This window comes from Kribbella antibiotica (assembly GCF_004349055.1).
Lineage (GTDB): Bacteria > Actinomycetota > Actinomycetes > Propionibacteriales > Kribbellaceae > Kribbella > Kribbella antibiotica.
The window spans coordinates 43841-64418 of record NZ_SMKX01000015.1; the positions used below are offsets into that span (position 1 = coordinate 43841).

Genomic DNA, 20578 nt, shown 5'->3' on the forward strand with positions numbered 1-20578 from the left:
AGATCACCACCACTTCTTCTTGCGGCCGTGGTAGGCGATCACGCCACCGACACAGCCACCGACACCCCAGCGCCAGCCCTTCTTCTTCAGCCCCTTCCAGCCGTTCTTGATGGTGTCGACGGTCAGGACGCCGAACGCTCCGCCGAAGCAGGCGCGGACGTAGCGGTTGCGGGTCACCTTGCGGACGTACTTGAAGCGGTTGAAGTACTTCCCCCAGCCCTTGAGGATCTTCTTCGTCGTCTTGTAGTGGCAGTAGGGCGTCCAACACCATTTGCCCCGCTTGCCGTCCAGGTCGGTGCCGTTGACCGGGTCGGCACAGGTGTACTCGTAGTCGTTGCAGCTGCCGCCGTACACCGGGTCCACCTGCAGGAAGCGGCCGGTGACCGGGTTGTAGAGGCGCACACCCATCAGCACGATGCCGGCCGGGGCGTCCGCAGCCCGCTGCTGCGCACCGAGCCAGCCGTACCGCTGCTTGCCGACTGTCTCGGAGTCGCCAGGCAGGCCGTACTCGGAGACCTGGCTGGTGGTGGACAGTCCTTCCTCGCCGGCGTGGATGGTGGCCACGATGTCGCCGGACAGGTCGCTCACCTGCCACTCAGCCACCGCGGAGTCGCTGTCGACCACTGCGGTCATGCCACTGAGGCCCTGTACGACGCGAGTCCAGCGGTCCGGTCCTTCCTGCGTCCAGACCGGACTGTCCTCGTCGTCCTCGTAGTGGTTGACGTTCTGCACGGCCGCACCGGTCGCATTGTCGAACCAGGACCGGATCCGCTCCCCCATCACGTCGATGGTGTAGTCGGTGGTCCGTCCGCCCTGGGTGATCGTGTCGACCAAGTCATCGGCGTGGTAGGTCGCGGTGAGGTTGCCCGCGGCCGGCGTACCGGTGTCGACGGCAGGCACGGTCGTCGTACGTCCCAGAGCGTCGTACACGTAGCCGGCGTTGGTGACCCGGCTGGCCGCGTCGTACGTCCAGGACTTGGAGCCGGCCGGCGTGGTGGTCTGGCACCTGCCGTCCGCCGCCGGTGCGTACTCCTTCACGTCATTGCGGTCAGTGGCCGTGCTGAAGCCGTAGACACGACTGACGCACTGCTCGCCGACCACTTCCTCAACCTTGGTGACGCGGCCAACCTTGTCCTGCGTGTAGACCTCGCTGGACAACGTCGAGACCCGCTTGCCGGTTTGGCCCTGACCGGAGCTCGTCAGCACCTCCCGGAACAGCGTGCAGTCCACCGCGGCACACCCTGGCTTGCTGTAGGTGATGCCGGACTTCTTGCCGCCGGGATCGTAGGTGGTGTCGACCTTGACGCCGTTCGGCCAGGTCTCGGTGATCAGTTGACCGTCGGCGTTGTAGTCGCCGGTGTAGTTACCGGCCTGGTTGTCGGTGACGGACGTCAGCAGACCACGGAAGTCGTAGCCGTACGTGCGGTTGCCCTTGCCGTCGCTGCTGGTGGCCTTCCGGCCGAGCAGGTCGTAGGTGGTTGTCGACAAGTTGCCATCGGCATCCTTGTACGACGTGGGCCGGCCGAGCGTGTCGTAGGTGCGGACCACCTCGGACACGACCGTCCCGTTGACCACCGACTGCGTGCGGAGGACGTCACCGGTTGCAGCGTCGTACACGTTGCGCTTGACCGGCGGCGTGCTGCCGAGACCGGCTGCTGCGACCACACTGGTCTCCAGCACCCGCCCCGCGGCGTCGTACGTGGTGGTGTTGGTCCGGAGCACACCAGCGCTGGTCTTCTCGGTCTGCACACGCTCCTGGTTGTAGATGTCGTACGTCGTGACAAGGGCCGCCAGTTCGGCACCCGTTGCGGGCTGTCCGCCCGGCTGCACCCGGCACGGCAGGTTCGCCCACTCGGGTCGCAGGTCACATTCGGCGTACCCGGAACCGGAGGTGGCGCGGTAGTTGATCGTCTTGCGGGTCGCCGGGGTGTTGGTGCTCGTCCCGCCGGACGGCTGCGTGGTGGCGGTCTGCAGGCCTGTCACCGGGTCCAGCGTGGTGCGTGTCGCCTGCCCGAGGCCACCGGGGTCGACGGTGACCACGGTCGGCTGGCGCAAGGACCAGTTGTAGGCGGTGGTCGTCGACCGCTTGTCGGCCTCGACCGTCGTACCGCCGGTGCCCCAGACTCGGACCTGGGCGTCTTCGGTGGTGACCAGGTTGTAGGGACCACCGCTGGTCGGTGCGCCCTGGTCGTAGGAGCTGCGCGTCAGCGCACGGCCCTTGGTGAGCGTGCCATCGTCCAGCCGTACGTCGGACTCCGGCGCGAGCGCCGTCTCCAGCCGTACTCCGTCGAGCGAGTACGTGTTGATGGTCGAGTAGTTCTGGGCGAGCGACTGCTCGGCCGTCTCGTTGTCACTCGGCGACTGGTTGAGCGCCCGGGCCCGGTTCGCCGCAGTGAGCTTGCGGGCCTCGTTACCGAAGCCGTCGTACCAGCTGGCAGAGATCGCGCCACCCGGCTCGGCCTCGTTCACCGCGCGTCCGTTGGCATCCAGGTAGCTCACGGTGGCCCGCTGGTAGTCGGAACCGTTGGGCTGCTGGTCTGCCGGGAAGACAGCGGTTGCGTCGGTCGGTGCCTCCGGCTGTCCCCAGCGCTTGGTCTGCGTCGGCGACAGGTCGTACGGCGCAGTCAGCGGCACCTTGTAGACCACGGTTTCGGTGGCCGCCGCCCGGGTTACCTTCTGCAGGCGTCCCGCACCGGGGTCATTGGCGGTGGTGACGTAGGCGAGCTGCCAAGGCTCCTGCCCGGCTGGCTTCACCGACGCCAGTACGCCGTCGGCCTGGTAGCTGTAGGTCTCTTGAGCACTCGTGCCGATCCGCGGGTCCCAAGTCGCCCGAAGCCGTCCGGTCGAGTCATAGCTGTACTGACGCATCGGAACAGTTCGCAGCGCCGGCGTGGCGAGGTCAGGATCCCAAGCAGTGAAGGAGACCTGCTTCACCCGGCCGATGTAGTCGCCGAGCGTGCTACCGGTCGCCGTGGTGGCAGTGGCGTAGCTGAAGCTCAGTGCGCGACACCCGCGCGACAATGTCGTGCAGTTGACGCCATCCGGAACCGGCGCGACCACTCTGGTCGGCCTGACCACCTCAGCCCCGTTGACGGTCACCTTCTCCCACGCATACGACGTGGTCTGGTTGCTGCCCGGCAGCGTGGTCGTCGTCGGGAAGTACTTGCCCACTGCCGAACCCGTCACCCGGCCGAACATCACAGCGGTGCCACGGTCGTCGGTGAGCTTGTAGGTGTCGGTGGCACTGGCGTAGACGAGCTTCAGCGTCTCCTGGCCGACCTCGGGGTCGAAGTTGACGCCGTCGCGGGCAGTGAAACCGACGGTGTCGCCGTCGGGCGTACCGACCTGGCGAAGCGAGCCGAAGACCTCGAGCGAGGTGTACGGCGTCTCTGCCTCGTCGACGATCGCACCCGAGATCCAGCCCGGTCCGAACATGCCGGACGGGTCGGTCTTGGCCGCCTGCCGGCTGTTGTACGTGCGGCTGACGGTCAGGTCGCTCCCGTAGGCCTCGACGGTCACATCGGTGTCGGACAGCGTGACATTGCCGGTGAGGAGGTTGACCTCACCCGGTCCGACCGGCTTCGACGCCGCAGTGGCGAGATTGCGGTCGAAGGTGAGCTTCACGCCGCCCGAGTTGGCCGCCGTACCGCCAGTGAACGCGCCGCGGAGCTGCAGGGGTCCGTCGCGCGGGATCGACAGTGCGTCGACGGAGGCGAGGGTGGCTTCCAGATCCCAGTTCAGCTTGGGGAACTGGCCACCGCCTGACGTTGCCAGCGGCCAGGCCACTGCGCCACCACCGGCGGCCAGCGTGACGTGACCGGCAGGGACTGTGGTCCAGGTGTCCGTGTCGCCGCGTCGCCACTGGTAGGTGACACCGGTCGCCGTACTCCGGCCGACACCGGTGATCGCAGTCTTGGCAGCACTCACGTCACCCGGCTTGGGGCTCAGCACCGCTCCCCCGCCGACAGCGAACTGGTACGACGTCAGCGGCGACCTGTTGCCGGCCCGGTCCCGCGTGCGGACCCACAGCGTGTGCGGTCCGTCGGTGGTCGGGGTGATCGAGATCGACGTACTGGCACCGAGACTCGCCGCGTTCACGACCTGGTCCGGTGGGTTGGTGTCAACGCCGTACTCGTAGGCCGCTACGTCGCTCACGCCGGAAGCGCCGAAGGAGAAGGTGCCTGCGGTACCGGCTGCTCCGGACCACTCCGAGACCGGATAGGTCGTCGACGCGACAGTCGGTGCCGCGGCCGGAGACATGGTGTCCACAGTGAACTCACACCAGTTGGACCACGCACCAGGCGACGTACCGTCGGAGCCACTCACGCGCCAGGCGTAGCTACCGCCTTCCGCGAAGGTGCCTTCGGGGATGTAGGTGCCGAGCCACGAACCGGATGCGCCCGGCCCCTCGGTCACTGTGGTGGTGGCAGTCGCGCCGACCTGCTTGTACTCGAAGTTCGCGTAGACGTTGGCAGCCAGACCATCACTGACCTGTGCTCGCAACTGCGGTGTCAGGCTGGAGATGTACGGCCGGGTCGCACCGGTGGCACAGGTGGTGTCGGGCGCGGTGGCGACTGCGTCGACCGAGGTCTTGGTCTGGTAGGTGATCGTCACCGACGGCGGATTGGCTGCCGCCTCACGCGACGCGAACCGCTTCCAGCCGTAGCTGTCGGTCTCGCTCGTCGCCCGGATCCCGATGCTCGTCTTGGCGAGCTTGTTGGTTGCCGTGTACTGGAACGCTGCCGTCACCGGAACCGTGACCCAGCCATCGCCACAGTCGGTCCCGAAGCCCTTGGTCTGGCTCGATGTTCCGACGCGGTCGTTCCAGGCCGGCTGGTTCGTCCAGCGGATCGCACTGGTGACGTCCGGCGTGCGGAAGGCCTGCCATTCCTTGGCGGTGCAGGAGTAGGAGTGGTGCTCCCACAGGTTGAGCGTGGCGGACTGGACCTGCTTGTCCCACAACCACTCCTGGTTGTCGAACCGCAGGTAGGAGCGCGCCTTCGTCGTACCGCCGTCGTGGGTGCCGAGCTTGAGCTCCGTCGCACCGGACTGGTCATTGGTGTAGGAGGACTCGACGAACGCGTCGAAGCTCGCTCCTGCCGACTGCGCTGGGTCGATGGTCACCGGGTAGACGGTCTTGGGGTCCTTGAGGAACGCTGCGTCGGGTGTGAGCAGCAGCGCGTTCTTGGCCAGTCCGAGACCGACCGGCGCTCGCCGCAGGTGTTCCCCCGAGGCCTGGTCCACCGTCGCGTCCCACATCATCGGAGCCGGTACGTCGTACTGCGTGCTGCCGGAACGGACCGCGAGACCGCCCTTGCCGTCAGCCTTGGCGGTCAGACCGGTCATCGCCCACGGCATCCGGATCTGCGCCAGCTGGGCCGCGGCGGACCGGTTCTTCACCAGCAACCGCTGGGCGTAGCCGGTGCGAGTTGCCTCGACGACGAGGTCGACTCCCGGCTTCACGTCGCGGTAGGTCGCGATGGTGCCATCCAGCTCCGGGGCGGGCAGCTGGCCGGACCAGCCGAGAGCAGAACGCTTGCCCTCGGCCCCTATCGAGACGAGCTGGTGGTCGCCGGGACCGGCCGCGCCGGCCAGCCTCAGGCCGTACGGGTGCGCGATCGGGGCGACCGTTCCGTCGGCCTGCCGGACCAGGGTGGCGTCGACGTCGATCCAGTCGCCGTCGCCGTAACCGTTGTTGCTGGTGCGCATCCGGACCGGACCGCCGGCGACGGTGGCCTCGATCCGGCCGTCGGGCAGCGCGCGGAACTCGGTGGTCTCGGTGGTGCGGCCGCTGATCAGGACCGGCTTGCCGGTGATCCGCGCGGTGACCGCGGCGGAAGCGTCGTCAGGCCGCTCGAGCGGGAGGTCGTCGGTGGCGGTGGTCTGGGTGATCGGGGGTGGCACGGCGACGGCGTCCTGGGGCAGGGAGGTCGCGATCAGCGCCAAGCCTGCGGTGACGGCCACCCAGCGCGCCGAGTGGCGGCTGGGGAACCCGGCGAACAGGCGAGATCTCGGGAAAGCGGACATGGGGTACCTCGAGAACTTGAGGGGCGGGACGCCCTCAGAGTGCGGTTCTCAGGCACCGGCTCGACAGAGCATTAGTGGACAACTTCCGGTACCGGCCAGTTCATCGGAGCAAATGTTCAGCTCTGGTTCACCCCAGCAAGCCGAGGCGGTGTGCGGCAGCGCCTGCGGCGAACCGGGTCGGCGCATCGACGAACTCCATGATCGCTGCGATGTGGCGCCGTACCGTCCGGACGCTGATCTGCAGATGTCGCGCGATCGCCTCGTCCTTGAGGCCGTGGACGAGCAATCGCAGCACTTCGCGCTCAGTGCCACCTAGGCCCTTGGTCTGCGTCTGAGTGACCGGTGTGGCGCTCTCCCAGAGCTGGTCGTAGTACTGCGTCAGTGCAGCGACCAGCTCGGAGGAGCGGACGAGCAGTGCGCCCGTACTGCCGCCGGCAGCGAGGCCAACCAGGGCGAAGTGATCGTCGACGATCACCATCCGGGTCGGCAACTCTCGCACCGTGCGCACCTCGACTCCCGCATCTAGTGCGGTCTGCACACCCGGCTCGGCCAGGTACTCCGGCGTACAGAGCTGTCGGTACTGCATGGTGTTGCACTGGGCGTTGATCGGCGCCGGTAGCACCGGTGCGGGGCCCTCGCCGGTGACGATCGAGCGATAGGTGCACTGGACGGTCTGGATGGAGGTGGTCCAGCGTGCGGCGAGCTCATCCGGCTCAGTGATGACCTGCGCGAGCACCGACGGCACATGCTCGGTACGGCGGTCGTGCAGCTGGAGCTGGTGCATCTCGGCCGCCGCGACGTACCCCTGCAGGAGGCGGCCGTGCTGCTTGGTCAGCTCGTGGTGCACCTGGGTGAGCAGCCCGGTCACTGCAATGAGTGGATCGACCGCCCGGATCAGCGGTCCGTCCAGATCGGGTTGCACATAAGCCAGTTGCCGGTTCAGCAGCTCCTGGTCGATCGGGTCAGCGCCATGCGTGACGCGGGCCCCGGTATGCGTCAGTTCGAGGTAGGCCTCGGCCACATCTGCGGGCAGCAGCTCGCGGACGAGTTTCTCGTGTTCGGACAGATCCTGCGGTTGCCGGCTGAAGCCGGCGGTGACATTGGCAACCACGCGACATCCCCCACCACGGTCGGCCACTCTGCGGTGGCGTTCAGTGTCGTGAAGTTACCATTTGAACCCCCTGCTTTGGTAGGTAACTTTCGTAAACTGCCGGTGTTCTCTCGCCCCTCCGTGGTGCTTTTAACACATTCCATCGTTATAACGCAGGGCATAGACCAAAGCCCAGTCCTGATCGTTGGCGAGCGGGTCCGCGACGTGCGCCGGCTGGCCGTTCACGCAACTCGGGTAGACGAACGCACAGGTCGCCGTACCGTCGGTTGCGAAGCTGATCAGGTTCGCTCGGAGGATGGCGTCGGCTGCCGTGTCCAGCCAGGCCGCCTGCTGCTCGGTGACCAGCTCGCGCGGCCAAGCGGCGTACACGACCGCACTGAGCGCGGACCAGTAATGCGGGAAGACATCACCCCACAGCCGCAGCCGGCCGAACCAGTAGCCGTCCCAGTGCCGGATCGGCACGTGCCGTAGCCGTACGTCGGGCTGGTCGGCGGCGAACGCAGTCAGCCACGGCAGTCTGCGGCTCAGCTCGGCACTGTCGATCTGGTCCGGGGCAATCCGGTACGCCGAGACCAGGAGCTCCAGGAGCGGCGCCACCATCGACTGCTCGTAGTTGACCTCGTGGGGCGGCAGCTCGTCGCCGTACTGGAGGAAGGTGCGCGCATGGCGGACCAGGTGCTCGTGGAGGCCAAGCTCTGTGAGCAGTGGGCCGAGGTCGAAGGCCAGGAAGTGGTCACCGCCCAGCTCGTAGTAACGATTGAGGATGCGGGTTGCACCGTCGCGGTCGCCTTGGCCGAGGAGGAACCGTGCGAACCAGGGGAAGTTGTAGAGCCTGACCTCACCATGGTGCTCGCTGTCCTCGTGCACTGTTCCGTCCTCGTCGACCAGATAGTCGCGAACGAACCGCTCATACCCGGCCAGCGCCTCGGCCAGCCCCGACTGGTCACCCCAGCCGCGGTCACGGACCTCCTGCAGGAGGAGCGCCATACCGACGCGCTCCCGGCCGTCGGACCAGTCTCGCCAGTCGTTGGCCTGGACAGTCAGCCCACTCTCGTTGTCGTACGGCACGAAGGCGAACTGGCGGCTGTCAGAAAGCTCCGGACGACGCTGGCGCTCGAGGATGAAGCGCACGCGGCGCTCTGCGATCACCCGGAGCGGCTCGTGGAACAGCAGCGCGATGCGCGCGCCGTCAGCCTCTACGTACTTCAGGCCAGGCTTGTCTGCAGTGACTGGGCCATAGCCGCGCACCTCGATCGGCTCCCCCACCTCGGCGGCCAAACGGTCCGCCGCGAGCCTTGGCTGCCGATCCGTGTGGAAGGCGGACAGGTCGTCGTACCAGCCGAGCTGCCAAGTCCACCGGTACGACGCCCCGGGTGCGAGCGTGATGACCGACTGACCGCCCATGGCGTGTGGCGCGCGGGCGTGGTCGGTCACATGCAGGTAGAGGTGGCCACGGGTGTTGCTACCACTGTCTGGCTCGCGGGACTCGACGGAGTAGGCCCAGAGCGCGCCTTCCTTGAGCTCCAGCCCCAGTCCGGGACCACTGCCATCCATCGGGACCGCCCAGGCCCATGCGTCCGCACCACCGGTCCAGAAGTGCGCATGGACCGCACCGGTGAGGCTCTCGCGACTAGAGCGGTACATGTCGCGGTACGGCGTACTGATTGCGAGTGAGCCGACCTCCACCGGCTCGGCGGTCGGATTGCGAAGCTCGTAGGTCTCCGTCCAGTGCTCGCCGAAGCGGCGGCCGATGCGAAGCTCCAGGCCTCCCAACTGGTGCAGGAGATCCAGTCCGGAGCTTCGCCAGCGCACGAGGGCCGGCTGGTCGAAACGGTGGCTGCCGCCATCTGTGATGACGAACCCCTTGCCCCAGACGTGCTGGAGCACCTCCCGGCCGTCAGGGTGCAGTACCTGCGCGACCGCGCCGTCGTCGTCGACCTGGACCGTCCCGCGACCGAATCCGAAAGATTCCACAATTCCCCAACCTATCGATGTCGAGGACCCGATCAAGGAGAACAGGGGGCGCCTAGATGGGCAGGCTGAAGGCCAGCAGGCCTGCTCCGGTGGCGTTGGTGATCCAGGGGCCCGCTTTCAGGTGCCCCTGATACACCAGTGCGGTCGCACCGGTCGGCGTACCGGACAAGGTGAGGCGGAGTGAGCCGTCGGCTTGGTAGACGACCGAGGTGACCGTGACAGTGGAACCGACCAGCCGGAAGTCGGCTCCCACTCCGGAGTCCACTGTCAGCGGATCGGTCGACCGCAGTTTCACCGTGAGCGTCGTACCGCTCTTGGTCACGCTGGCTGGGTTCGGCGGAGCCACACCGGCCGACGGGCCGCCGTACAGGTCTCTGGCCAGTACGGCGAACGCGTGGTCGCCCATCTCGCGATAGCCGTCGGCGTAGGCGTAGTGACAGCCGTCGTGGCCAGACAGCCCTGTCGTCGACAGCAGAGTGACGTTGTGGGTGTCGCCAAGCTTGCGCTGCGCCTCGCGGAGGTTGACGGTCGTGGTGTTGTTACAGGGCGACGTACGGACCTGGTAGACGAAGTACTTGGCAGCACTCATCTCTGTCCGCCAGTCGGCCAGCAGCGAGGTGAAGCCGCTGATGTGAACCGATGCGTTGTCGCTCTCCGCCTCACCCTGATACCAGAGCACGCCCTTGACCTTGCTGAGCACACCTGATGCCTGCAGGCGACTGCGCAGCCGTCCATAGTTCGTGGTGAGGTCGTTCGGCGTGGTGTCGTTGCGCTGGAAGAAGCTGACCGGCTTCCCGCCGTGGGAGCCGTTGAACAGCGCTACCGGAACCCCGTAGGTGTCCACGATCCGGCGGCCCATCCGGATCGCCCACTGGCCGGCCGAGCCGGACTGCTGCGTCACGTCACCAGTCGCGTAGTGCCAGACCCGGTCGGCGCCGGAGATGGCCGATTCGGCATTCGAGCTGCCGAAGCTCCGCAGGTAAGGCGATTCCTCGACGTTGGCGGCACCTGTGCGTTTGGCCGCTTCAGCGTTCGACTGTCCTTGGACGACGTACACATCACCCGAGACGATGCCCGTGCGCTTGGCCACAACGCGGTCGATGGCTGGACCGACAGCCTTCAGTTCGAAGGTGTAGTCCCACAGGCCCGCCAGGATGCGTGGGGTGAACCGGAACGGCGCGGAGGCCGGGGCTGTGAAGGTCTGCGTCTCGCCGTGACCGGTGACGCGCAGCTCGACCTGATCAACCCCCGCAGCGGTGACCTCGCCGGCCACCACAGGGTTCGCGCCGTTCTCGCTGTCGCGCGGAATCAGCTTCAGGTCCTGGGGCATCTCGGTCAGCTTCACCAGCGACGGGCGGGCGTACACAGTGAGCTTGCGCTGCGTGTACGTCGCCGCATTGTCGGTCAGCGTCCAGTCGGGCGCTCCGGTGGTATTGGTGCCGATGCCGAGCGCCAGGACGTCACTGGCCGATTCGGTGAACCTGTTGATCGACAGCACCGGCTTGGCCGGCACAGTGGAGGGTTTGGTGGCGCCGATCTGATGGATCTGGAAAGAGCCGTGGCCGAGAACCGTGGTCGGGCTGTCGTCTGCGTCGTACGCGCTCGCCGAGGCGTTGGGGACCTGACCGCTGGCGGAACCGCTGTACTGGTTCGGCCACATCTCGACGTACCCGGTCTGACCTGTCCCGGTCGTGACCCCGGCGACGTTCGATGCGACCTCGAGGTCACCGACCTGCTGCCGGAAGATCTGGCCGGTGGCGGTCTGCAGACCCAGTCGCCTGGCGTCACTGGTAAACGGCGCCATCGCCGTCCACACCCACTGCACGCCCTTCGGTCCGTTCAGTTCGAGGCAGTAGCCGACCCGATCGAAGTTGGAGCCGATCGCTGCGGTGTTGTTCAGGCTGTACGGCGGTGTGGTGTTGAGCCAGTTCGCCGATGTGGGGAGGTTGAGCTGCAGTGCCGTCGTGTATCCCGCGGCGGCTGCGTCGCAGCCCGCGGCCTGGACGTCGGCGGATGCGGGGCTGGTTCCGAGGACTGCGATGGCGGCGAAGATCGTGGTCAGGACGGTGGGCGCGGATCGAGGCATGGCAGAACCTCCGACAGAGGGGCGATGTCGACGTGCGGAAGTCGGAAACCTACCACTGGACAACGATTGCCGACAGAATCCTTCGCGCGTCGGCTACAGCTTGTTCGCGGCCCGGATGACGTCGACCATGTCGGACATCATTCCGGTCAGGTCGTAGTCCTTCGGGGTGTAGACGGCAGCCACGCCGGACGCCAGCAGCGCCTTGGCGTCGGCGTCCGGGACGATGCCGCCGACAATCACGGGCACGTCCTCGAGGCCGGCCTCTCGCAGGCCGGCCACGACGGCCGGGACCAGCTCCATGTGGGAGCCGGACAGGATCGACAGACCGACACAGTGCACGTCCTCGGCCACTGCGGCCGCGACAATCTGCTCAGGTGTCAGGCGGATGCCCTGGTAGATCACCTCGAAGCCGACATCGCGGGCCCGGACCGCCACCTGCTCAGCCCCGTTGGAGTGGCCGTCCAGCCCAGGCTTACCGACCAGGAACCGCAGCCGGCCACCCAGCTCGTCGGACGTCTCAGTGACCTTCTCCCGGACCGCAGCGATCGCCTCGCCGCCAGCAGACACACCCACCGAGCCGGACACTCCAGTCGGAGCGCGGTACTCGCCGAACATCTCCCTCAGTACGCCGGACCACTCGCCTGTGGTCACGCCGGCCCGGACGCACTCCAGCGTTGCGGGCATCAGGTTCGCAGTGCCCTTCGCTGTCTCGCGCAGCTTGGCCAGCGCCGTCTCCGCCGCCTTCTGGTCGCGCTGGGCCCGCCACTCACGCAGTGAGTTCAGAGCGGCCTTTTCGGCAGCCGGATCGACCGTCTGGATCGCAGCGTCCAGGTCAGCGGTCAGTGGCGACGGCTCGGTGTTCTGGAACTTGTTGACGCCGACCACGACCTGCTCACCGGACTCGATCCGCTGCCAGCGCTCGGCATGCGATCCGACCAGAGCGCTCTTCAGATAGCCACTCTCCACCGCCGCAACCGCACCGCCCATCGCCTGCACGCGGTCGATCTCGTCACGCGCCCCGGCGACCAGCTCGTCCACCTTCGCTGCGACGACATGCGAGCCGTCGAAGATGTCGTCGTACTCGAGCAGGTCGGACTCGTAGGCAAGCACCTGCTGCATGCGGAGCGACCACTGCTGGTCCCATGGTCGCGGGAGACCGAGCGCCTCGTTCCACGCCGGGAGCTGCACTGCACGGGCCCGGGCGCTCTTGGAGAGCGTCACTCCGAGCATCTCCAGCACGATCCGCTGCACGTTGTTCTCGGGCTGCGCCTCAGTGAGGCCCAATGAGTTCACCTGGACGCCGTAGCGCAACCGCCTGGCCTTCGGGTCAGTGACGCCGTACCGCTCCAGCGTCAGCTCGTCCCAGAGCCGCACGAACGCGCGCATCTTGCACATCTCCTCGATGAACCGCACACCGGAGTTCACGAAGAAGGAGATGCGCTGCACCACGTCACCGAAGCGCTCCGGATCCACCTGACCGCCGTCTCGAACCCGGTCCAGTACGGCGATCGCCGTACTGAGCGCGAAGGCGAGCTCCTGCACCGGAGTGGCCCCGGCCTCCTGCAGGTGGTAGCTACAGATGTTGATCGGGTTCCACTTGGGGACATTCGCGACCGTGTAGGCGATCAGGTCAGTAGTGAGCCGCAGCGAGGCGTCCGGCGGGAAGGCGTAGGTGCCGCGGGACAGGTACTCCTTGACGATGTCGTTCTGCGTCGTGCCGGTCAGCTCGGACGGCAACGCGCCCTGCTCCTGCGCAGCGACCTGGTAGAGCGCCAGCAACCACATGGCCGGCGCGTTGATCGTCATGGACGTGTTCATCTGCGCCAGCGGGATCTGGTCGAACAGCGCCCGCACATCGCCCAGATGCGCGACCGGTACGCCGACCTTGCCCACCTCGCCCTTGGCGAGCGGGTGATCAGCGTCGTACCCGGTCTGTGTCGGCAGGTCGAAGGCAACCGACAGCCCGGTCTGCCCTTTGGCCAGATTCCGCCGGAACAATGCGTTCGACTCCGCCGCGGAGGAATGCCCCGCGTAGGTCCGCATGACCCACGGCCGGTCCCGCTCACCAGTCGCCATGTACTCGAGAGTAGGACTGTGTGACCTTGTGAGTCGCCCCCTCGTGACTCGTGTCACCAGGGGGCTGCGTCACACTCAGGCGGTCATCGGTAGCGGGGTGCGTTCGACGTGGAGGATGCGGTGCAGGCGGGTGACCGCCAGGATCCGCACCACCCCTGGAAGTGGATGCCACAGGACGAGTTGACGGCCCAGGAGCTGGGTCCGGCGATGGGTCGCCACCAGGAGACCCAGACCGGTCGCGTCGATCGCATCCACGGCTTCAAGGTCGACGAGGACGTCGCCCTGAGAGGTGTCGATCAGCTGGTTGAGTGTCTGCCGGACGTCGCCCACGGAGCGGACGTCCAGGATGCCGGTCAGGTGTAAGACGTTGCCGTCGAGTCGCGAAACGTTGTCATGGGTCGGTGCGTGCATGTCCGTGCCCTCCGCTCGTCCGGCGGCCCCCGAGTATCGGCCGCAGAGTGGGCGTTGTGTTCGTAAAGACTCCCCGGAGACACGGATGGTTGCCAAGGCCCCACGAGATTTTGTTTCAGTAGAGAATGGGGTATGTGTTCGCCGAGCAGTATTTCCTGTTCCCCGTCGTCGCCATCGCGTTCGCCGGGCTGATGGTGCTGCTCTGCCGCTGGGCGTTCTCCAAGGCCAAGCGCGGCTCGCTGGTGCGCCGCGTGGACGACCGCCCCGCCGCGCGGGACGCCTTCGGCCTGCTGATCGACGTACGGACCGAGCACAGCCACAACGCGGCCCGGGTCACTGTCTCCAAGCTCAAGGACTTCGGCATCAAGGCCACCACCGCCCGGACCAAGGACGGCTGGACCGTCTACGTCTGGCCGAAGGACGAGGCCGCTGCGCGCGGCCTGCTCGACACGCACTGACGCCCAACTGTCAGTGCGGCAGCTCAGGGGTCGATGAGGCGGCGTGCGGGACGGTGCGGAAGGCCGCTGCGCGATGGCGTGTCAGCTCGTGCAGCGTGCGGAAGATCTGTGCGTGCGGAGACTGCCCTGGATCGAGTACGTCGAACGAGAGGATCTGCTTGCCCTCGTCGTACGAGATCAGCAGGGTGTGGTCGTAGAGGGCGAAGTCCTCCGGAACGGTCAGTGCGGGATAGTTGCGCCGGAAGTCCGAGACGGTGATCCAGTAGCTGGCGACGTCGCCGGTGTGCTCCCAGTAGAACCTCAGTAGATCCTGGTCGGCGAGGTCGCGTTCCATCTGCTCGGCCTCATTGTCGTCGATGACGAACAGCCGGGTCTTGAACTTCATCCGCTTGCTCTTCAGCTCGATCAGGTAGGCCGTCGCTCCGCTCTCCTGGTACCACCGCAGCGTGTTGCGCTGGATGCCTTCATAGCCGTCGGAGTGCTCGACCGCGCTCCGCAAGTAGCCCAGATAGGCGGCAGGGCCGACGTACGGGATGTTTCTGAAGTTGTCACTCATCGAGGAGCGGATCAGCTTCGACAGTGCGTCGTTGTGGCGCGGACAGCTGGTCAGCATGCCCAGTGCCGTCTCCTGGTAGTCGATGCGCTCGGTCAGCGCACTCAGACTCCCGTTGAGCCGGCTCAACTCCATCAGTGAGTTCGACGTCGCCGACAGCAGCGCCCGGAACAGCTCGAAGATCCATCCGCCCAGCGTGCCCACGATCACCGCCAGCACGTGGCTGGGCAGCTGCCGTGCAGTGAACGCCTCGGTAGCGCCTGCAGAGAACAGCAGGATCGCTTCCAGCGTCAAGGTGCCCACCAGCGCCGAGCCGGCCAGGCGCCGGAGATCGACGGACTGGATCACTGTCTTCTCGTCGGCCATCGAATCCCGCCCCCTGGTCCACAGCGCTCTGCGACAAGTCTGCACCCCAGGGTGTCCACCGGCTGGGCTTCTCGCGCGTCTACCCGCCGGCGGCCCAGCTCTGGGCAGCTAGGCAGAGCAGTGTGACGGGGGTCACGAGAAGGGTTCTGGGGACATCGGGCAAGAACAGGGCGAGCCGTTCGGCGGCGACCCAGCAGAGGTGAGGAGTTCGATGACGCCCGACGTGGCCTTGGCGGGCATCGCACTGCCAAGCCGGATAAATACGGCGGGCCGGGTGCATGCTGCCCAGAGCTCGGCGGACGAGGACAGTCTCGTGCTGGAGGCGTCGGTGCGGGAGCCGGACCGGTTCACGCACATCTTCGACCGGTACTTCGGACAGGTGCACTCGTATGTCGCACGGCGGCTGGGGAGCGACCTGGCCGACGATCTGGCGGCGGAGACGTTCCTGATCGCGTTCCGGCAGCGGGACCGGTTCAACAGCCGCAATGGCGTGGTCCGGGCCTGGCTGTACGGCATCGCGACCAATCTGATCCACCGGCACCGCCGCAACGAGGTGCGCGCCTGGCGAGCCACCAGCAAGCTGCCGCTCCCCGAGCCGACCACTGGTCACGAGGAACGCGTCACTGCGCAGGTGACGGCACAGGGCGTCAGCCGCGAGCTGGCGATCGCGCTGGGCAAGGTGTCCGCGAAGGACCGTGAGGTCCTGCTACTGGTCGCTCTGGGCGAGCTCACCTACGAAGAAGTCGCCACTGCACTTGGCATCGCGTACGGCACCGTGTGCTCGCGACTGTCCCGCGCCCGGCGCGTCATCCGCGACCACCTAGGCCACACCGATCCGACAGGAGCTGACTCCTGATGAACGAGTTCGAGTCGATCCGCAAGGCCTTCCCCGAGCAGGCAGGCCCTAGCCCTGAGACTGCGGCGGCCGCCCGTCGGCAGCTGCAGCACGCCATTCACGATGAGAAGCACCGCAGCCGCGTCAAGCTGGCCTGGATCGGCGGTGCAGTCACCGCGACCACGGCCGTCGTGACTGTTGTGGCTCTAGGCCTGCCACTGCTGCAAGGTCCTAACTCCGGCGATGTCGGTGTGGCGCCGGCGACCCTCACGCCGCCTCGACTGGCGAGCGCCAGCGAGGCACTGCTCGCTGCTGCGGTTGAGCAGGAGAAGGACGAGAAGGTTTCTGGGAAGTACTTCCGGGTACGCACCATGCACATCGACGCGGGTACCCGGGTAGGGAATCCGAGGTACACGCTCAAGCACCAGAGCATCAACGAGCGCTGGATGCCGATGAGGCCCGGTGTCGAGTCCTGGTTCGGCTGGGTGGAGCTCGGCTACAAGCCGGCCTCCCCAGGAGACGAGGCCAAGTGGAGCGCCCAGGGATCGCCGACGTCATGGACGCAGAGCGAGCTGGTCGACCCCATCACCATGGCGCCGACCAAGCCCGTGGTGAACAAGATGTCCTTCCAGGACGTGCCGCCCGGCTACTACCTGTCCGGTACGAAGCCGCTGACTGCACAGCAGATCGCCGCGCTCCCGACCGACCCGGTGAAGCTGCGCGCGATCCTCTCCCAAGGCGCGGACGCGAGGAACCCTGAGGCGGCGAACTTCACCGCCTACTCCGCGGCCGGACGGTTGCTGTTCGAGGCGCCGTCGCCGCCGAAGCTGCGCGGTGCCGCACTGCGGGTGCTGTCGATGATTCCCGGCGTGACGATCGAGCAGAACGTCAAGGACCCGCTGGGCCGCGCCGGCACCAAGGTCTCGCTGAAGACCGACTTCGGGCGGCTCAAGCCCGGTGCCGAACCGACGCTGTTCAGCGACGGCCGGCTGGACTACATCATCGACCCGGTGCACGGCCGGCTGCTCGCCTCGCAGTTCTTCGGCCCGAACAAGGGCGCGGACGTCATCCTCGAGTCCGGCTGGACCAACGACAAGCCCACCCCGCCCTCGACCGCCGTTCGCTGATCCACCCCCACATTCCGGTGCCGGCTGTCTGAGCCGTCGCCGCGCTTCACCCTGCCCGCCGGCATCCCTCACCGACGGCATCACCCTGCCCAGGACCGCCCTTCCATGAGGTGAACCCCCTTGCCTAGATTCCGTCCCCGAAAAGCGCTGGCAACCGCAACTGCGCTCTCACTCGTCGTACTGGCTTCGGCCGTTCCCCCTGCTGTCGGTGCTGAGCAGTCCGCTGTCGCAGCCAGTGGCAGCACGCTGACCGGAGCACTGACCTTCACGCTGGTGACTGGCGACAAGGTGTTCGCCCGGCAGACCAGTACCGGCGCAGTCCCCATTGATGTCCGCCCTGGTCCTGGCCGGGACCAGATGGCGTTCCACAAGGTTGCCTTCGGCAAGAAGCAGTTGGTGGTCCCGCTGGACGCCATGCCGCTGGTGAACGCCGGTGTGGTCGACCCGCGGCTGTTCGACGTCGCATTGCTCGGTGAGCTCGGTCTGGACGACAAGTCCGCGCCCAAGCTGCCACTCCTGGTCCAGTACGCCGCCAGCGGTGCCGCTCGGGCAGTCCGAAGCGCATTACCCGAGGGCACTGAGGTCAAGCGCGAACTGCCGATCATCGATGCAGTAGCGATCGGCCAGGAACGCAGCCAGGCCACGGACCTGTGGTGGAGCTGGCTGAACAGTCCCCAGGCCAAGCGCCGTACCGGGCTGGCCGGCACTGTGAAGAAGGTGTGGCTGGACGGCGGTGTGACGCCGAACCTGGATCGCAGTGTGCCGCAGATCGGCGCACCGGCGGCGTGGAAGGCCGGACTCACCGGCAAGGGCGTCAAGGTCGCCGTACTGGACAGCGGGTACGACGCTACTCATCCGGACTTCAAGGGCCGAGTCGTTTCGACCAAGGGCTTCACTGCCGAAGGCGACCAGGATGTGCTCGACATCATCGGGCATGGGACGCACACCGCTTCCACCGTGGCGGGTACCGGCGCCGCGTCGGACGGCAAGTACCGCGGTGTCGCACCGGACGCGGATCTGATGATCGGCAAGATCTGCGAGGCTCGTAACTGCGAGACCTCGGCGATCATCGCCGGGATGGAGTGGGCTGCGACCTCGGGTGCACGTGTCGTCAACATGAGCATCGGCGGCGGTCCGTCCGACGGCAACGACATCCTCTCCGAGACGCTCAACCGGCTGACCGCCAGCACCGGCGCACTGTTCGTCGTCTCGGCTGGCAACTTCGGTGCGGCCTCCTCGGTTTCCGAGCCCGCTGCTGCGGACGCCGCACTGGCTGTTGCCTCGGTGACGAAGTCCGACGGTCACAGCGACTTCTCCAGTCAGGGACCGCGACTCGGTGACCTGTCCGTCAAGCCGGACATCTCCGCACCGGGCAGCCGGATCGTCGCTGCACGTGCCGCGAACACTCCCCTGGAGCGGTTCGCGATCAACGACTCGTACGCCGAACTGTCGGGTACGTCGATGGCCGCTCCGCACGTTGCGGGTGCCGCTGCCTTGCTGGCACAGGCGCATCCGGACTGGAAGGCAGAACAGCTCAAGTCGGCGCTGATGGGCTCGTCGCTCGGGCTGAAGGACCAGGGCATCTACACCCAAGGCGCTGGGCGTGTTGATGTCGCAGCGGCGCTCAAGCAGCCGGTGCTCGCCATCCCGAGCAGTCTGAACCTGGGACTGCAACCGGCGCCGCACAACGACGACAAGCCCGTCACGAAACCAGTGACCTACTTCAACCACAGTGCGCAGCCCGTGCAGCTGGCGCTGAAGCTGGACGGCGCCAAGCTGTTCAAGCTCAGCACCTCCTCACTGACGGTACCTGCGAACGGCAGTGCAAGCGTGAGCGTCACCGCGACCACCTCTGGGTCTGAGCCCGAGGGTGCCTACGCTGCCTGGCTGATTGCCACTGGCAACGGTCAGACTGTGCGCACCACGGTCGGTGTGGGCAAAGAGATCACCACCTACGACCACAAGGTGGTCATGTACGACCGGACCGGCGCACCAGCGGTCAACGACGACAAGCATGTCGCTGGGACCTACCTGGTCGACGTGGACCGACAGGCGGCGTACTCCGTCGCGGCTGGCGACTCTGTGAAGCTCCCGGCCGGCCACTACATCGTCGACGGCTACACCGCAACGCTGAACGACGACGGCGTCGGATTCGGCGAAGTCACCTACTTCACTGAGCCGGACCTGGTGCTCAGCGCCGCCGGTCCGGTCACTCTCGACGGCAGCAAGGCCCGCAAGATCGCCGTCCGGCCTCCTGTCACCGACGCGACCGCAGCGGCCGGCGGAGTCGGCGCAGCCCGCACCATCGGCGACGGCACCTACGTCAGCGGCGTCGGCATCGGCAACGTCAGTACGGCGAACTTCTCCCCTGCCATGTACGTCGTGCCGAACCGGACCCACGCGGCGAACAAGTACACGGCCTTCGCCCATGTCGCATGGGCCGGGATGCCGGACGGGCAGGACCCTCAGGGCGAGCTGTTCCTGAACAGCCCGTACTTCTACCACGACCAGGCTGTCTGGCCGGGTCAGATCCCTGCCAACCCATCTGTCGTCACCGATCCGCGGGACTACGCGCACCTGGACGCGTCGTACGCCGGAGAGCCGGGCTATAGCGCCAATAACTACAGCTTCTCGGCTCTGACGCAGCGAGACCCGAGTGGCCGCCGGGTACCGGCGTTCGTCTTCACTCCGGCGATCGGGATGAACCTGCCATTCCGCCGGGACGAGTACTACTCGACGAAGAACGTGCTGTGGTCCTTCCAGAACGAGGTGTACAAGTACACGCCGGAGGAGGGGTACCAGTACTTCACTGTGGTGGACTCCGAGTCGACGGCGTACCCAGCTGGCAAGACGACGCGAGTGAACTGGCAGCGTGGTGTCTTCGGGCCGAGCCTGCCCGACCCGCGGATCGGCAACCCTGGCCGCGACGCACTGCCCTGGTCGACCCGGGACGGCGACAGCATCGGCATCTACGTGCCGTCGTTCGCCGACGGCACACCGAACCGGCTGGGTGACGCGACACTCGCGTCCGAGCGCACCACGCTGCTCCGCAACGGCCAGGAGATCGGCTCGTCCGATTCGCCCGCTATCCAGACATTCGCGGTCCCGGCGACCGAGGCGACGTACCAGCTGACCAAGGTGACCAAGCGGGCCGGTGACTGGACGAGGCTGTCACCGGAGATCTCGTCGCAGTGGACTTTCCGGTCCAAGCGGACTCCGGATGGTGTGGAGACCGCACTGCCGTTGCTGAACGTGCGGTACACGCCACAGCTGGATGAGCGGAACCGTGCACCACAAGGGCGGTTCGAGTTTCCGGTGACTGTGCAGACGGCGTTCCTGGCGCCGGTCCGGTCGATCGTCTCGCTGAAGCTGTCGGCGTCCTTCGACGATGGCAAGACCTGGCAGCAGGTGCCGGTACGACGTACCGGTGCGGCCGTCTGGAAGGCATCGCTCAGCCAGTCCGCCGGCTTCGTCACCCTCCGGGCTCAGGCACGGGACGCAGCTGGCAACCAGGTGGACCAGACGATCAAGCGGGCCTACGAGGTGAAGTAACC

11 protein-coding genes are annotated in these 20578 nt (G+C 66.9%); 4 read left to right on the forward strand and 7 right to left on the reverse strand.

Annotated elements, in window-relative coordinates:
• Positions 1-3 precede the first annotated feature (3 nt).
• From E1263_RS07655 to E1263_RS07680, 6 genes are all read right to left on the reverse strand, one after another.
• On the reverse strand, positions 4-6027 hold the full coding sequence (locus E1263_RS07655) for a DNRLRE domain-containing protein (RefSeq protein ID WP_132166471.1): 6024 nt from the start codon (positions 6025-6027) through the stop codon (positions 4-6).
• A 127-nt stretch (positions 6028-6154) separates the two neighbouring features.
• Positions 6155-7138, reverse strand: coding sequence for a helix-turn-helix transcriptional regulator (locus E1263_RS07660; RefSeq protein ID WP_132166472.1), 984 nt, complete (start codon positions 7136-7138; stop codon positions 6155-6157).
• Positions 7139-7267: 129 nt separating this feature from the next.
• Positions 7268-9112 (reverse strand): hypothetical protein, encoded by a 1845-nt coding sequence (locus E1263_RS07665; protein WP_238161118.1) that lies wholly within the window; start codon positions 9110-9112, stop codon positions 7268-7270.
• Positions 9113-9164: 52 nt separating this feature from the next.
• Positions 9165-11198, reverse strand: coding sequence for a sialate O-acetylesterase (locus E1263_RS07670; RefSeq protein ID WP_132166473.1), 2034 nt, complete (start codon positions 11196-11198; stop codon positions 9165-9167).
• Positions 11199-11291: 93 nt separating this feature from the next.
• Positions 11292-13274 (reverse strand): protein meaA, encoded by a 1983-nt coding sequence (locus E1263_RS07675; RefSeq protein WP_132166474.1) that lies wholly within the window; start codon positions 13272-13274, stop codon positions 11292-11294.
• Between the two features lie 75 nt (positions 13275-13349).
• A complete protein-coding gene (locus tag E1263_RS07680) occupies positions 13350-13685 on the reverse strand; it encodes an STAS domain-containing protein (RefSeq protein ID WP_132166475.1) in 336 nt (111 codons plus the stop codon).
• Between the two features lie 134 nt (positions 13686-13819).
• Here E1263_RS07680 and E1263_RS07685 point away from each other — a divergent pair, with 134 nt between their 5' ends.
• Complete coding sequence (locus E1263_RS07685) at positions 13820-14143, forward strand: hypothetical protein (RefSeq protein WP_420323377.1); 324 nt, start codon at positions 13820-13822, stop codon at positions 14141-14143.
• Positions 14144-14153: 10 nt separating this feature from the next.
• On the opposite strand, the gene E1263_RS07690 is transcribed toward E1263_RS07685, so the two are convergent.
• Positions 14154-15062 carry a hypothetical protein gene (locus tag E1263_RS07690; protein ID WP_132166477.1) on the reverse strand — a complete coding sequence of 303 codons (909 nt, stop codon included), beginning with the start codon at positions 15060-15062 and terminating at the stop codon, positions 14154-14156.
• Between the two features lie 211 nt (positions 15063-15273).
• On the opposite strand from E1263_RS07690, the gene E1263_RS07695 reads away from it, so the two are divergent.
• From E1263_RS07695 to E1263_RS07705, 3 genes are all read left to right on the forward strand, one after another.
• On the forward strand, positions 15274-15918 hold the full coding sequence (locus E1263_RS07695; protein WP_132166478.1) for an RNA polymerase sigma factor: 645 nt from the start codon (positions 15274-15276) through the stop codon (positions 15916-15918).
• On the forward strand, positions 15918-17024 hold the full coding sequence (locus tag E1263_RS07700) for a CU044_5270 family protein (RefSeq protein WP_132166479.1): 1107 nt from the start codon (positions 15918-15920) through the stop codon (positions 17022-17024). The genes E1263_RS07695 and E1263_RS07700 overlap by 1 nt, the downstream gene beginning before the upstream one ends.
• Positions 17025-17144: 120 nt before the next feature.
• A complete protein-coding gene (locus E1263_RS07705) occupies positions 17145-20576 on the forward strand; it encodes a S8 family serine peptidase (protein WP_132166480.1) in 3432 nt (1143 codons plus the stop codon).
• The last annotated feature ends 2 nt before the right edge of the window (positions 20577-20578 follow it).